We start from the raw sequence: 14,492 nt of genomic DNA on the forward strand, positions 1-14,492 counted from the left end.
GATCCGAGGGAGCCCGAGAACGATCAGGGAGTCGGGACGACAGGATGTGCACCTGCCGCGCATCTAGGCGGCGAGAACCTTGTGTCCTTGCCCGGATGCGTACCGTGAACGCCGGGAGCCCTGGCCGCGATGTGGTGCTACAACTGGGGTTGTGAGCCCGTCTCGTCTCTCGTGCCCGGCGTACCTGTGCGGTCGAACCTAGGCAGAAGATTCGGAAGCGTCGCCGGACAGGTCTTCGTCCTTCAGGTGGCGATCGTGGTGCTGCTCGCCGCCGGGGCCCTGCTGGCTCTGGTGCTGCAGTCGCGGTACGACATCGACCGTGAAGCGCGCAGCCGGTCGGTTTCGGTGGCTCAGACCTTCGCGAACTCCCTGGGCCTGCAGGAAGCGCTGAGGTCGCCGGACCCGTCCGCGATCCTGCAGCCCCTCGCCGAGGAGACACGCAAGGACGCAGACGTGGACTTCATCGTGGTGATGGACACGAACGGCATCCGCTACAGCCATCCCCAGCCCGAGCGCATCGGCGAGCGGTTCGTCGGCACCATCGAGCCCTCACTCGCCGGCCAGGTGCACACCGAAAGTGTGGAGGGGCCGCTCGGCAAGGAGATCCAGGCCATCGTCCCGGTCACCGCGCCCGGGGGTGAGGTGATCGCCCTGGTCTCGGCGGGTCTGACGGTGGAGAGCGTGACCGGCGTCGCCGACCGTCAGCTTCCCGTCATCCTCCTGGCCATCGCCGTCGGTCTGGCTCTGGCCACCGTCGGCACGGCGCTGATCAGCCGAAGACTGCGCCGCCAGACCCACGGGCTCGGCACGCAGGAGATGACCCGCATGTACGAGCACCACGACGCGGTGCTCCACTCCGTCCGGGAAGGGGTGCTGATCACGGACGGCGAAGGACGACTACTCCTGGCGAACGACGAGGCCGGACGGTTGCTCGGCCTCCCGGACGACGCCGAAGGGCGCCCCGTCGACGAGGTCGGCATGGATCGCCGCATGGCGGATCTGCTGCTGTCCGGCCGGGTGGCCACCGACGAGGTGCTGGAGGCCGGGGACAGGCTCCTCGTGGTCAATCAGCGGCCCACGCGCCCGCAGGGCTCGGCGGTCACCATCCGCGACTCCACCGAGATGCAGCTCCTGAGCACCCGGGCGGAGACGGCCCGCAAGCGGCTCAAGCTGCTGTACGACGCCGGCGGTGACATCGGCAGCACCCTCGACGTGGTCCACACCGCGAAGGAACTGGCCGACGCCGCCGTTCCCCAGTTCGCGGACTTCGTGACGGTCGACCTGGCCGACCCGGTACTGAAGGGTGACGAGCCCGGCCCAGGCGCCGACATGCGGCGGACGGCGGTCAGCGGCATTCGCTCCGATCACCCGCTGTATCCGCTCGGTAGCCTGATCGCATTCCTGCCGTCCACGCCGCAGGCCCGCGGATACGGCACGGGCACAGCCGAACTCGTGCCCGATCTCCATGATGCGCCGGGATGGCACGCGCAGGACGTGCCGCGGACATCGGCGATCGTCGGCTACGGGATCCACTCGCTCATCGCCGCTCCGCTGAAGGCCAGGGGCGTCGTGCTCGGGGTGGTCAACTTCTGGCGGTCGCAGAAGCCGGAACCGTTCGACGAGGACGACCTGTCCCTGGCCGAGGAGCTTGTCGGCCGCGCCGCGGTCACCATGGACAACGCCCGCCGCTACACCCGCGAACACAATCTCGCCGTGACGCTCCAGCGCAGCCTGCTGCCGCAGGATCTGCCCGAGCAGAGCGCGGTGGACGTCGCGCACTACTATCAGCCCGCCCAGTCCGGAGTAGGCGGTGACTGGTTCGACGTGATCCCGCTGCCGGGCAGTCGCGTCGGGCTGGTCGTCGGAGACGTCGTCGGGCACGGCCTGCACGCCGCGGCCACCATGGGGCGGCTGCGCACGGCCGTGCACAACTTCTCCTCCTTGGATCTGCCGCCCGACGAACTCCTCGCCCGGCTCGACAACCTCGTCCAGCGCATGGACCAGGAAGGCGACAGCGCGCCCTCGGACAGCGGTGTCCTGGGCGCGACCTGCCTGTACGCCGTCTACGACCCGGTCTCCCAGCACTGCACCATGGCGCGGGCGGGGCACATGCCACCGCTCGTGGTCGCCCCGGACGGCACGACAACAATCTCGGAACTGCCGGCCGGCCCTCCGCTGGGGTTGGGAGGCATGCCGTTCGAGACCATGGAACTGCACCTGGCGGAAGGCAGTCAGCTCGTCCTGTACACCGACGGCTTGGTCGAGGAGCGGAGCCGGGACATTTCCGTGGGTGTGGAGATGCTGCGCACGGCGCTGAGCCACCCCGACCGAGACCCGCAAGCCACCCGCCGCGCCGTACTCGACGCCCTGCTCCCCGGCCGGCCGGCCGACGACATCGCGCTGCTCATCGCCCGGACACGCACTCTGGGCCCCGGCCGGGTCGCAGAGTGGGACGTACCGTTCGACCCGAGCGAGGTCGGCGCCATACGCGGCCTCGCGGCCGAGAAACTCGAGGAGTGGGGCCTGCAGGAACTCGCCTTCACGACAGAACTGATCCTCAGTGAGCTCATCACCAACGCCATACGGTACGCCGCCGAGCCGGTTCGGGTTCGTCTGTTGCACGATCGCACTCTGACCTGCGAGGTGTGGGACGGCAGCAGTACCGCCCCGCATCTGCGGTACGCCGCCACCACGGACGAGGGAGGCCGCGGACTGTTCCTCGTCGCCCAGCTCAGCGAGCACTGGGGCACCCGGTACACACCGGAAGGCAAGGTCATCTGGACCGAACAGGTCCTGCCCGCCGCTGATGGTGCACTCTCCTAGACCGCAGACCGGCCACCAGGTGTCGCGACAGTCCGTCCTCGCTGGCCCCAAAACGATCGAGGGGCCGCTTCAGATCCTCTGAAGCGGCCCCTCGACCTGCGACTTCGAAAAGTCGGGACGACAGGATTTGAACCTGCGACCCCTTGACCCCCAGTCAAGTGCGCTACCAAGCTGCGCCACGTCCCGGTGCCCGTGCCGCCGAGGTGATCCCCGGTGGCCGCGTGCAAGAGAACATTACCTCACTCCGCGTGGCCGCGGGACGCACCCCCGGGACGTGGCGGGGGCATTCGCGCAGGCCGGGTGGGTCGGGGGGAGAATGGGCCGGTGGACAGGACGCCGAGGGACCGGGACGACGAGGGGCGGGCGCGCAGCGGGCGGCCCCGGGACGGGCTGGGGCGGCCGCTGCCGTACGGGGCCGAGGGGGTGCCGCGGCAGCCCGAGGGGGTCGTGCGGACCCCGGCCGAGACCGTGCGGGAGGCGCAGGCGCTGCTGGACGCGGGCATGCCGTTCCACGCGCACGAGGTCTTCGAGGACGCCTGGAAGAGCGGCCCCGCCGCGGAACGGGACCTGTGGCAGGGGCTCGCCCAGCTGGCGGTGGGGCTCACGCACGCAGCCCGGGGCAACGCGCAGGGTGGTGCGCGCCTGCTGCTGCGCGGGGCCGCGCGGATCTCCGGGCAGGACGATCCGTACGGGATCGACGTCGGCGGACTCGTCCGCTGGGCTCGGGCGTTGGCCGAGCGCGCCGACGAGGTGACGGACGCCGCCGCCGAGGCTCCTCGCCTGCTGCTCCCCTGACGGCGGGTCACCACTCCAGGGGGAGTTCCAGGGGCGAGCGGTGGATCAGGGTCGGCCGCATCACGACCTCCTCGTCCTCGGCGAGCCGCAGACCGGGGAAGCGGCGGGTGAACAGCTCCAGGGTGATGCGGAGTTGGGCGCGGGCGAGTTGCGACCCGGGGCAGCCGTGGGCGCCATGGCCGAAGCCGACGTGGCGGGTGGGGCCGGCGGGCCGCGTGATGTCGAAGGTGTCGGCGTCCGGGTGGCGCGCCTCGTCGCGATTGGCGGAGCCGTAGGCGACGAAGACCGTCGCGCCTGCGGGGAGTTCGGTGCCGGCGAGGGCGACGGGCCTGGTCGTCGTGCGGCGGAATCCCTGGACGGCGGTGTCGTAGCGGATCGCCTCCTCCACCGCGCCGGGTATGAGGTCGGGTCGCGAGCGGAGCAGCTCCCACTGGTCGCGGTGGCGGAGGAGATGGAGCAGGGTCGTGCCGATCAGCGCGGTGGTGGTGAGGTGGCCCGCGATGAGGAGGTTCTGCAGGTTGGCGACCAGTTCCGCGCGCTGGTCCACGGTGAGTTCGGGGCTCCCGTCCGTCGCCACGGACGCGACCATCAGCGAGCAGAGGTCGTCGCGCGGGTCGGCGTGCCGGGCGCGGGCGTAGCGGTCGAGGAGGTGCTGGAGCGCGACCACGTCCTCGGCGGCGGCGAGTTGCTCGTCCTCCGGCAGCGGGCGGAAGAGGAGTTGCTCGGCGCGGTGGCCGCCGTGGACGGCGGTGGGCACGTCCTCGGGCGCGAAGCCGATGAGCCGGCCGACGACGGCCCCGGGCAGCCGGCCGGCGTAGGACGCCATGAGTTCGGTGCGGCCGTCGGCGGCGAAGCCGTCGACGAGGGCGGTCGCGACCTCGGCGGCGTACGGAGTGAGGGCCGCGACCCGCGCGGCGGAGAGGCCCCGGTTGATCGGGGCGCGGTGGCGGCGGTGGGCGGCGCCGTCGGTGGAGACGACGGTGGGCCGCGCGGCGAAGCCACGGGCGAGGACCCCGAAGGCGGCCGGTGAGGGCAGGACGTCGGGCCGCAAGGACCGGGCCGAGGAGAAGTCCTCCGGCCGCAGCAGGACCTCGCGGACGTCGGCGTCCCGGGCGACCAGCCAGGCGTCGAGTTCGGGTACGAAGGTCAGTCCTTCGGCCTGTCGCGCTCGGGCGTAGAGGGGGTACGGGTCGCGCTGCAGCGCATCGAGCAGTTCGTGGGGTGCGGACGTCGTCGGGTCCACGCGGCGCCTCCTGTGGGGGGAAGGTGCGGAGCTCGGGCGGGCCGTCGGTGGAGCGGGTGGGTGGTGGATGTGCGGCCGGTCGCCCGTCCCCCATGGTGACCGGCGGCGGGTGCGCGTGGCTACGGTCAGTTGGCGGTCAGCGCGCGCTCCAGGACGGAGGTATGGCTGACGGAAGGGTCCTTGGCGGCGGTGAGGAGCGTGACGGGGCCCCGCGCGGCGAGGCCGCGCAGTCGGTCGAGGGCCTCGGCGGCGGCCGGTTCGGCCAACTCGTCCTCGTACCGTCGGCAGAACTCCTCGTACGCGTCCTCGCCCTCGCCCTGCGCGGCGTGGTACCAGCGGCGCAGTTCCGTGGAGGGGGTGAGCGCCTTGGGCCACTCGTCGACGCGGGCGTCGGTCTTGGCCAGTCCGCGTGGCCACAGCCGGTCGACGAGGACCCGGACACCGTCCTCGGGGGACGGGGGTTCGTAGATCCGTCGGACGCGTACGTCGGGCGCGGAGGAAGGCATGGGTCCAGGGTGCCCGACGGGCGGGGCGCTCACCTCTCGGCGGCGCGGCCCGTCGGCATGAGCGCGGGGAGCAGGACGGAGTCCACGAAGACCCGCATGGTCGAGGCGTCGGCGAACCGCTCCTCGAAGAGCCGCTCGATGCGGAGCATGCCGAGGAAGCAGGGCGCGACGAAGCCGACGGCCGGGTTGTCGGCGTCGATCTCGCCGCGCTCGACGGCCCGGCGGAGGATCTCGTCGAGCGCCGCGATCTCGGGGCTGATGACGGTCTCGCGGAGGGCGGCGCGCAGGTCGGGGTACTGGACGTAGGCCTGGCTGACGGCCTCCATCAGCTCGGCGTCCCGGTCGCGGCGGGTGGCGGCGGCGTGCGCGGCCTCGCGGAGGTCGCCGGCCAGGGTGCCGGTGTCGATGCCCGCGAAGAACGTGCAGCGCTGCTTGGCGAGGGCGGCGGTGACGAGCTTGGGCTTGGTCCCCCACTGGCGGTAGAGCGTCGCCTTGCCGCACTTGGTGCGGGCCGCGACGCCCTCCATGGTCACCGCGTCGTAGCCGCCCTCGCGGAGCAGGCAGAGCACGGCCTCGTACAGCTCGGTCTCCCGCTCGGGGGTGATCTTGCTACGGCGGGCGGCGGCGGTCGCGGCCTGCGTGGACATGGCTTCCTCCCGGACAGCTCTCTGCACATACGAGAGTAGGGGGTGCACAATCGAGACGCAAACGTATCGAGACGCTTGCGTCTCGATGAATTCGGATCTAGGCTTCCTCCGTTTGCTGCCGAATTGACGGATTGACGCACGATGCGAAGGGGCCGCGCCATGGCTGCCGGGATACGCGGGACCCGGGGGACACCTCCCGCCGAACCGGAGGCGGAGGCGGAGGCCGAACCGGGGCCGGTGTCCCCACCGGAGGCGGAACCGGAGCCGGCGCCTCCCGGGCCCGCCGCTCCCCCGCGGCCGCCCCTGCTGCGCGAGCTGCTGCTCGTCACCGCGCTCTTCCTCGTCTACAAGTTCGGCCGGCTCTTCGCCAACGGCCACGAGCTGCGCGCCTTCCACAACGCCGACCTGATCTGGGACGCCGAGCGGACGTTCCACCTCCCCGGCGAGGGCGCGATCCAGGCACTCCTCCTGCACGGCGACGGCGACGCGCTCGTCCGCGCGGCCAACACGTACTACGCGGCGGTGCACTTCCCGGCCACGATCGCCTTCCTCGCCTGGCTCTACTGGCGTCGGCCGGCCCACTACCTCTGGTCCCGCCGCGTCCTCGCGCTCCTCACCGCCGCCGCGCTCGCGCTGCATCTGCTGATACCGCTCGCACCGCCCCGGATGCTGGCGGCGACCGGGCTCGTCGACACGGCACGCGTGTACGGACCGTCGGTCTACGGCGCGACGCCCGAGACCGACTCGATGGCGAACCAGTTCGCCGCGATGCCCTCGCTCCACTTCGGCTGGGCGCTGATGGTGGCGATCGGCCTGATCGTGGCGGGTCGCGGGCGGCTGCGGTGGCTCTGGCTGCTGCATCCGGCGCTGACCCTGCTGGTCGTCGTCGGCACCGCCAACCACTACTGGTTCGACGCGCTCGCGGCGGCAGCCCTGCTCGGCCTCGCGCTCGCGCTCGTCCGGCCGCCGGGCGAGGCTCCCACCGACCCCGCCGCCCCTGCCACCGCCCCCGGCTCCGCCCCACCGCACGCCACGGCTCCCCGCCCGGCGGAGGCGCTGCGATGAACGGCCCCGACGGCACGGTCGTCGCCGTTCTGCTCTCCCTGGTCTCCACGGCCGGGTACGCCTTCGCCGCGGTCGCCCAGTCCCGGCTCGCCTCGTCCTCGACCGGCGGCCGGGGCGCGCTCCGCGCGCTGCTCGCACGCGGCCAGTGGTGGTGGGCCGTCGGCCTCAACGCGGCGGGCGCGCTCGCCCATGTGGCCGCGCTGCACTACGGCCCGCTGACGCTCGTTCAGCCGCTGGGCGCGCTCACGCTCGTGGCGGCGCTGCCCCTGGGCGCGTACTGCGCGCGGCGCCGGGTCACCCGGGCGGAGTGGCGCGGCGCGCTCCTGACCCTGGCCGGGCTCGTCGCCCTCGTCTCGGTCACGGGACCGGCGGCCCCCGGCGACGCCCTCACCCTCCGCGAGGCCCTGTTCGTCGCGGGCGCGACGGCCCTCCTGATCGCCGCCCTGGCGTCGGGGAGCCGGTACGGGGCGCTGCGAGGCGGGCGGCGGCGCGGACAGGGGCTCGGCCACGCCGCTGCCTCCGGGGTCGCCTCCGGGGTGGGTTCCGCGCTGACCCAGACGCTCACGGCCGCGCTCGCGCGGGAGTTGCCGGGCGGGGCGCCGGCCTGGTGGCAGACCGCCCTCGTCGCCGTCCTGATCTCCGCGTTCGCCGTCGGCGGGCTGCTGCTCTCGCAAGCCTCCTACCGGGGCGGTCTCGCCGCACCGCTGGCCGTCGTGAACCTCTCCAATCCGGCCGCCGCCGCCGTCATCGGCGTGGCGCTGCTCGGTGAGACCTTCCGCGCGGGCGCCTGGGGCTGGCTGGTCGCGGGCGTCGCCTCACTCGCGGCGGCGCGGGGTGTGGTGCTGCTGACGGCGGGCGCGGGGACGGCACCCGAAACCCCGGCGCCCTCCCCTGTCGTGGCGACCTCGGGGCCGCCCCTGCCCACCCCTCGCACCGACGACTCGGCACCGGCGGCGGCACAGGCACCAACCCCCGCCGCCGTCGGCTGACGGCCACCCCCTCCACGCTGGATAGCTGGACTATCCTCAAAGTGGAGGATAGAACTCCCCGTAGCCGTGTCGAGACGATGGGAACGGTGGAAGCCTTTGCGCCTCTCCGAGTTGAGCGACCGCGGCGGCGTGTCGGTGGCCACCGTGAAGTACTACCTGCGCGAGAGACTCCTGCCGCCCGGCACCCCGGTCACCGCTCGGCAGTCGGAGTACGGCGAGGAGCACCTGCGCCGACTCCGCCTGGTCCGGGCCCTCCTCACGGTCGGCGGGATGACGATCCAGCAGGCCCGGGACGTCCTGGCGGTGGCGGACGACCCGGCCTTCGGCCGCCACGAACGCATCGGCGTCGCCCAGTACATGCTGGGCCCCCAGATCACCACGCCCGAGACAGCCGACCCGGAGCGCGCGGCGTGGGACGAGGTCTTCGCCGAGATGCGCGGGCTGCTCACCGAGATGGGCTGGCAGGTCTACGACGAGGCCCCCGCGCTCGCCGCGCTCACCCGGGCGGTCCTGACGCTCCGCGAGCTGGGCTACGGCGGCACCACCGAGCACATCCGGCGGTACGCCGAGGTGATGCACCCGATCGCCGCCGAGGAGTACGCGGTGATGGAGGACTACCCGGTCCTGGAGGAGGCGATCGAGGCGGCGGTCGCGTACACGGTGCTGTACGAGCCGATCATGCTGGCCCTGCGCCGCCTGGCCCACGAGGACGTCTCGGCCCATCTGTACCGGATCCCGCCGGCCCACCACCCGGAACCCGAACCACCCGCTCCGCCGCCTCACCCCGAACCGCGCCCCGAACCCCGCCCCGAGTCCGGCCCCGCGCCCGGCCCCGCATCCGGCCCCTCGTCCGACCCCGATCCCGAGCCGCCCATTTCGTCATCTTGACCAAAAGAAGCCGCACCCCCTATCGTCAACATGACGACAAGGGGGAATCATCGATGGCCGACATCACCCGCCGCGCCGGCTGGCGCCACCTGCGGTCCGCTCCGACCGCGCACATCCGCCACCACCGGCGCGGACGCCTCGTCCACGACGGCACGGGGCTCAGCTTCTGGTACCGCTCACTCTCCGCCGCACTCTCCGAAGTACCGGTCAACGACCGCGAGCTGGCGATGGCCTTCCACGCCCGTACCGCCGACTTCCAGGACGTGAGCGTGCAGTCCACCGTCACGTACCGCGTCGGCGACCCGGAGGCGGCGGCCACCCGGCTCGACTTCTCCATCGACCCCGACACGGGCGCCTGGCGCGGCGCGCCCCTCGAACAGATCGCCACCCTGCTGACCGAGACGGCCCAGCAGCACGCGCTCGACGTCCTCGCCCGCACTCCGCTGGCCGCGGCGCTCGTCGACGGGGTGGCGGCGGTGCGGGACCGGATCGCGGACGGGCTCGCGGCCGAGCCGCGGCTGCCCGCCACCGGGATCGAGGTCGTGGCGGTCCGGGTGGTGGCGATCCGTCCGGAGCCGGAGGTCGAGCGGGCGCTGCGTACCCCCGCGCGCGAGCAGATCCAGCAGGAGGCCGACCGCGCGACCTACGAGCGCCGCGCCGTGGCCGTCGAGCGCGAGCGCACCATCGCCGAGAACGAACTCGCCAGCAAGATCGAACTGGCCCGGCAGGAGGAGCGGCTCGTCGACCAGCGCGGCACCAACGCGCGGCGCGAGGCGGAGGAGAGCGCCGCCGCCGACTCGGTACGCGCCGAGGCGGAGGCCGCACGGAAGGTCCGGCTCGCCCGGGCCGAGGCCGAGGCGGCGCGCGAGGTCGGCGAGGCGCAGGCGGCCGCCCAGGCGGCCTGGCTCCGGGTGCACGCGGAGGTCGACGCGGGCACGCTGCACGCCCTCGCGGCGACCCGGGCGGCGGAGAACCTGCCGCGGATCGAGAGCGTCACGGTCTCGCCCGACGTCCTGACCGCACTGCTCGGCAGGCTGGGCGGCGGTGCGGGCGGCAGCGGGACGGGAGGGGCCTCGTCGTGAGCCTGGCGCCGCGCGCGGTGCTCGTGCACCGCACCACGGAGTACGAGGAGTTGCTCGCGCGGCACGGGACGCACGGCCAGGCCGCGTTCTTCCTGTCGAGCCGGGGCCGGAGCATCGAGGACGTACGGCGCCGGCACGAGCGGAACCTGCGGGGGCTCGCGGACGTGGCGGCGGCCGTGCCGCTGTCGTGGCGGCACGCGCGCGTGGAACGGGCGGATCTCGACCGGTTCCTCTTCGGCCCCGAGGACGTCGTCGTGGTCGTCGGGCAGGACGGCCTGGTGGCCAACGCCGCCAAGTACCTGTCCGGCCAGCCGGTCGTCGGCGTCGACACCGACCCGGGCCGGAATCCGGGGGTACTGGTCCGGCACCGGGCGGCCGACGCGGGGGCGCTGCTGAGGGCGGCGGTCACACCGGCGGCCGGGGCTGACGAGCTCACGATGGTGGAGGCGGTGACGGACGACGCGCAGCGGCTCCTGGCCCTGAACGAGATCTACCTCGGTCCGCCCAGCCACCAGACCGCGCGCTACACCCTCGCGGTCGAGGGAGTGGAGACGCCGCCCGAACCGCAGGCGTCCTCGGGCGTGCTGGTCGGTACCGGAACGGGGGCGACGGGCTGGCTGCGCTCCCTGTGGCACGAGCGCTCCAGCGACCTGACGCTCCCCGGCCCGACGGCCCGCCGCCTCGCCTGGTTCGTCCGCGAGGCCTGGCCCTCCCCGACGACGGGCACGACGCGGGTCGAAGGGGCGCTGACCCCCGGCACATCGCTCCGTCTCACGGTGGAGTCGGATCGCATGGTCGCCTTCGGCGACGGCATGGAATCGGACACCTTGGACCTGACGTGGGGCCAGACGATCCGGGTGGGCGTTGCCGCGACGACCTTGCGGCTCGTGGGCTGAGCCCGGCACGGGCCGCGGCCGGAAACCGTCGTCGCGGCCACCGGGCGGACCGGCGGGTCGCTATGCTCGGGGCGCTTTGCCCGGTTCTGACACCCTCTCCGCCACTCCCCCGGCCCACGACCCGGGGTCTGCGGCCCCTGGCCCCGCGCCCCCGAAGGAACCTCATGACGCTCCCCGCCACCGGCTCCCTCCAGGTCTCCCGCGCGACGCTCCAGGACTGGGCGGTCGTCCGCCGGTGGTGCGTCGACGAGGGGTGGAACCCGGGTGTGTCGGACGCGGACGCGTTCTTCGCCCAGGACCCCGAGGGGTTCTTCCTCGGGCGGGTCGACGGTGAGCCCGTCTCGGCGATCTCGGTGGTCAACTACAGCGACCGGTACGCCTTCCTCGGCTTCTATCTCGTCCGCCCCGACCTGCGCGGACTCGGCCACGGTCTGGCGACCTGGCGCGCGGGGCTCGCCCACGCCGGGGACCGGTCCGTCGGGCTCGACGGGGTGCCGGACCAGCAGGACAACTACCGCCGCTCCGGGTTCTCCGCCGTCCACCGCACGGCACGGTACGTGGGCGAGCCCAGCACCCCGGACTCCCCCGGCGCGCCCGACCCGCACATCGTCCCGGCCCGCGACGTCGCCCCCGAGGCCCTCGCCGCGTACGACAGCGCGTGCCACCACGCCGACCGGCCCCGCTTCCTCACGGCCTGGCTGGCCACTCCCGGCCACCGGGCCCTGGCGCGGGTCGTCGACGGGCGCCTGACGGGGTACGGCGTGGTACGCCCGGCGGAGGACGAGGCGCGGATCGGTCCGCTGTTCGCCGACACGCCCGCCGACGCGGCGGCGCTCCTCGACGCCCTCGCGGCCGAGGCGCGGGCGTTCGGCTCGGACCGGATCGCGGTCGACATGCCCGAGGCCAATCCGGCGGCGGCCCGGCTCGCGCTCGACCGGGGCCTGGAGCCGTCGTTCGAGACGGCGCGGATGTACACCGGTCCGGTCCGGCCGATCCCGCGCGAGCGGGTCTTCGGCATCACGACCCTCGAACTCGGCTGACCTTCCCCTCCCGTCTCCCCCCTCCTCCCGCCTCCTCCCCTCCCCTCCCCTCCCCTCCCGTCTCCACCCCCCTCCTCCCACGGTGCCGGCCCCGGGTCCTCCTCCCAGGGCCCGCCCCGGGGCACCCAGCTCGTCACCCGGGCGCGCGCGTTGGCCGCGCGCGCCCCTCCCTCGTGCGTGCCGCGCGCCCTTCCCCGGCCGTGTCCTCCGCACTCCCGCCCACCCCCTCGGGGTTCGGGTCGGGCCCTCCCTCGACCCCCTCGGGGGGCGACAAGGGTTTTCCCCGTATCGGGTTCATCTCGTCGTTCCCTACTGTCTGCCGCACCGGCATCCCGACCCTCCGGCCCACCCGACTGTCAGGTCCATGTGGAGCGGTAGGTAGGGTCCGCCGGTGGCGGCCTTGACCCGGGCCGTCGTGTCGCCGGTGGCGGCGCACGGGCTCCCCAGCCCAGGGACCGACGGATCGCGACCCCACTTCGCCCCGTGGCTCCCGCGCCGCCGCCACTGCTCCGCACCTACGTCGTGCTTGAAAGGGAACACCTTGAACAGTTCCAGGCGGAGAGTCATATCCGTCGTGGTCGCGAGTGCCGCGATCGTCGGCGCCGCTGCCACCTCCTCCGGGGCGTTCGCCGCCGCCCCGGCCGCTGTGACCCCGAAGCCGGCTCCGGCCGCGCAGGCGATGACCGCCCTGCCGAGCGCCCCGGTCGAGAAGGTCATCGTCACCTACAAGGCGAAGACCGCCGAGGCCGGCTCCAACGAGGCGGTCAAGACCGACGCCCGGGACAAGGCCGCGAAGACCGGCGAGAGCCTCGCCTTCGAGCGCCGCCTCGCCGGCGGTGCCGCCCTTGTCGACCTGGGTGGCAGCGCCACCAAGCAGGACGTCACCGAGGTCATGGACGCGTTCCGCGCCGACCCGCAGGTCGCCTCGGTCGAGCCCGACATCCGCGCGTACGCGATGGCGGTCACTCCGAACGACACCGACTACGCCAAGCAGTGGGACCTCTTCGAGGCCACCGGCGGCATGAACGTTCCCACCGCCTGGGACAAGACGACCGGCTCCGGCGTGACCGTCGCCGTCATCGACACCGGCTACGCGGCCCACACGGACCTCGCGACCAACGTCGTCAACGGTTACGACTTCATCTCCGACTCCGCGGACGCCCGCGACGGCAACGGCCGTGACGCGAACGCCAAGGACGAGGGCGACTGGAACGCCACCGACAACGAGTGCGGGGTCGGCTCCAAGGCCTCCAACTCCTCGTGGCACGGCACCCACGTGGCCGGCACCATCGGCGCCGTCACCAACAACACCAAGGGCATCGCGGGCATCGCGTACAACGCGAAGATCCAGCCCGTGCGCGTGCTCGGCAAGTGCGGCGGTTCCTCCGCCGACATCGCCGACGCGATCACTTGGGCGTCCGGCGGCTCCGTGCCGGGCGTCGCCGCCAACGCGACCCCGGCCAAGGTCATCAACCTGAGCCTGGGCGGCGCCAGTTCCACCTGCCCGAGCGTCTACCAGAACGCGATCAACGGCGCCGTCTCGCGCGGTACCACCGTCGTCGTCGCCGCGGGCAACAGCAACGCCAACACCTCCGGCTTCACCCCCGCGAACTGCTCGAACGTCATCACCGTGGCGTCGACCAGCCGTGAGGGCAACCGTTCGTTCTACTCGAACTACGGCTCCATCGTGGACGTGGCCGCGCCCGGCGGCGAGACCCGCCGCGGTACGGACACCCCGGGTACGGTCACCACGCCGCAGAACGGCATCTACTCCACGCTGAACTCCGGCACGACGACCCAGTCCGCCGAGAACTACGCGCCCTACCAGGGCACCTCGATGGCCGCGCCGCACATCGCCGGCCTGGCCGCGCTGCTGAAGTCGGCGAAGACGACCCTCACCCCCGCCGAGATCGAGTCCGCGATCAAGGCCAACGCCCGCCCGCTGCCCGGCACCTGCACCGGCGGCTGCGGAACCGGTATCGCCGACGCCGCGAAGACCGTGGACGCCGTCACCACCACCACGCCGCCCACGGGCACCGTCTTCACGAACGCGACCGACGTCACGATCGCCGACAACACCACCGTGTCGTCCACGATCAACGTCACCGGCCGCACCGGCAACGCCCCCGCCGCCCTCAAGGTCGGCGTGGACATCAAGCACACCTGGCGCGGGGACCTGGTCATCGACCTGATCGCCCCCGACGGCACGGTGCGCAACCTGAAGGCCTCCTCCGGCTCGGACAGCGCCGACGACGTGGTCACCACGTACACGGTCGACGCGTCCAGCGAGGTCGCCAACGGCGCCTGGAAGCTCCAGGTCCGCGACGTGGCCTCGGGTGACACCGGCTACATCAACTCGTGGAGCCTGACCTTCTGAGCCCCACCTGAACCACCCCCCACAACAGCATTATTGCTGGTCAGCGACGCGCTCGTGGTCTACACCACGGGCGCGTCCTGGCGTGGGGGCCGCGACCCGCTGTCCGTATGCCGGACAAAGGGCCTGGACTGCGCCAGCACG

General features: G+C 73.1%; 12 protein-coding genes and 1 tRNA gene. 9 read left to right on the plus strand and 4 right to left on the minus strand.

Features of this window, described 5'->3' with window-relative positions; translation table 11 throughout:
- The first annotated feature begins 246 nt into the window (after window positions 1-246).
- On the plus strand, window positions 247-2,823 hold the full coding sequence (locus AB0E14_RS28540; RefSeq protein WP_362424211.1) for a SpoIIE family protein phosphatase: 2,577 nt from the start codon (window positions 247-249) through the stop codon (window positions 2,821-2,823).
- Between the two features lie 112 nt (window positions 2,824-2,935).
- On the opposite strand, the gene AB0E14_RS28545 is transcribed toward AB0E14_RS28540, so the two are convergent.
- Window positions 2,936-3,009: transfer RNA gene (locus AB0E14_RS28545), tRNA-Pro, on the minus strand.
- A gap of 138 nt (window positions 3,010-3,147) precedes the next feature.
- Here AB0E14_RS28545 and AB0E14_RS28550 point away from each other — a divergent pair.
- Window positions 3,148-3,618: a DUF309 domain-containing protein gene (locus AB0E14_RS28550; protein ID WP_362424215.1), complete on the plus strand. Its 471-nt coding sequence runs from the start codon at window positions 3,148-3,150 to the stop codon at window positions 3,616-3,618.
- A 7-nt stretch (window positions 3,619-3,625) separates the two neighbouring features.
- Here the strand turns inward: AB0E14_RS28550 and AB0E14_RS28555 are convergent, their stop codons facing one another.
- From AB0E14_RS28555 to AB0E14_RS28565, 3 genes are all read right to left on the minus strand, one after another.
- Window positions 3,626-4,861, minus strand: coding sequence for a cytochrome P450 (locus tag AB0E14_RS28555; RefSeq protein WP_362424218.1), 1,236 nt, complete (start codon window positions 4,859-4,861; stop codon window positions 3,626-3,628).
- Window positions 4,862-4,986: 125 nt separating this feature from the next.
- Entirely contained in the window at window positions 4,987-5,367 is a 381-nt protein-coding gene (locus tag AB0E14_RS28560; protein ID WP_362424221.1) for a DUF488 family protein, read from the minus strand.
- Window positions 5,368-5,396: 29 nt separating this feature from the next.
- Window positions 5,397-6,014 carry a TetR/AcrR family transcriptional regulator gene (locus tag AB0E14_RS28565; protein ID WP_362424225.1) on the minus strand — a complete coding sequence of 206 codons (618 nt, stop codon included), beginning with the start codon at window positions 6,012-6,014 and terminating at the stop codon, window positions 5,397-5,399.
- Between the two features lie 159 nt (window positions 6,015-6,173).
- On the opposite strand from AB0E14_RS28565, the gene AB0E14_RS28570 reads away from it, so the two are divergent.
- The 7 genes from AB0E14_RS28570 (at window position 6,174) to AB0E14_RS28600 (ending at window position 14,351) form a co-directional block, all read left to right on the plus strand.
- Window positions 6,174-7,079, plus strand: coding sequence for a phosphatase PAP2 family protein (locus AB0E14_RS28570; protein WP_362424228.1), 906 nt, complete (start codon window positions 6,174-6,176; stop codon window positions 7,077-7,079).
- On the plus strand, window positions 7,076-8,068 hold the full coding sequence (locus AB0E14_RS28575; RefSeq protein ID WP_362424231.1) for a DMT family transporter: 993 nt from the start codon (window positions 7,076-7,078) through the stop codon (window positions 8,066-8,068). Before AB0E14_RS28570 ends, AB0E14_RS28575 begins: the two co-directional genes overlap by 4 nt.
- 111 nt (window positions 8,069-8,179) lie before the next feature.
- Complete coding sequence (locus AB0E14_RS28580; RefSeq protein ID WP_362424234.1) at window positions 8,180-8,956, plus strand: MerR family transcriptional regulator; 777 nt, start codon at window positions 8,180-8,182, stop codon at window positions 8,954-8,956.
- A gap of 53 nt (window positions 8,957-9,009) precedes the next feature.
- Window positions 9,010-10,038 carry an SPFH domain-containing protein gene (locus tag AB0E14_RS28585; RefSeq protein WP_362424236.1) on the plus strand — a complete coding sequence of 343 codons (1,029 nt, stop codon included), beginning with the start codon at window positions 9,010-9,012 and terminating at the stop codon, window positions 10,036-10,038.
- Window positions 10,035-10,934 (plus strand): hypothetical protein, encoded by a 900-nt coding sequence (locus tag AB0E14_RS28590; RefSeq protein WP_362424239.1) that lies wholly within the window; start codon window positions 10,035-10,037, stop codon window positions 10,932-10,934. The genes AB0E14_RS28585 and AB0E14_RS28590 overlap by 4 nt, the downstream gene beginning before the upstream one ends.
- 164 nt (window positions 10,935-11,098) lie before the next feature.
- Entirely contained in the window at window positions 11,099-11,974 is an 876-nt protein-coding gene (locus tag AB0E14_RS28595) for a GNAT family N-acetyltransferase (RefSeq protein WP_362424242.1), read from the plus strand.
- A gap of 679 nt (window positions 11,975-12,653) precedes the next feature.
- Complete coding sequence (locus AB0E14_RS28600; RefSeq protein ID WP_362424263.1) at window positions 12,654-14,351, plus strand: S8 family serine peptidase; 1,698 nt, start codon at window positions 12,654-12,656, stop codon at window positions 14,349-14,351.
- Window positions 14,352-14,492 lie beyond the last annotated feature (141 nt).

Source organism: Streptomyces sp. NPDC047981, from assembly GCF_040653315.1.
Lineage (GTDB): Bacteria > Actinomycetota > Actinomycetes > Streptomycetales > Streptomycetaceae > Streptomyces.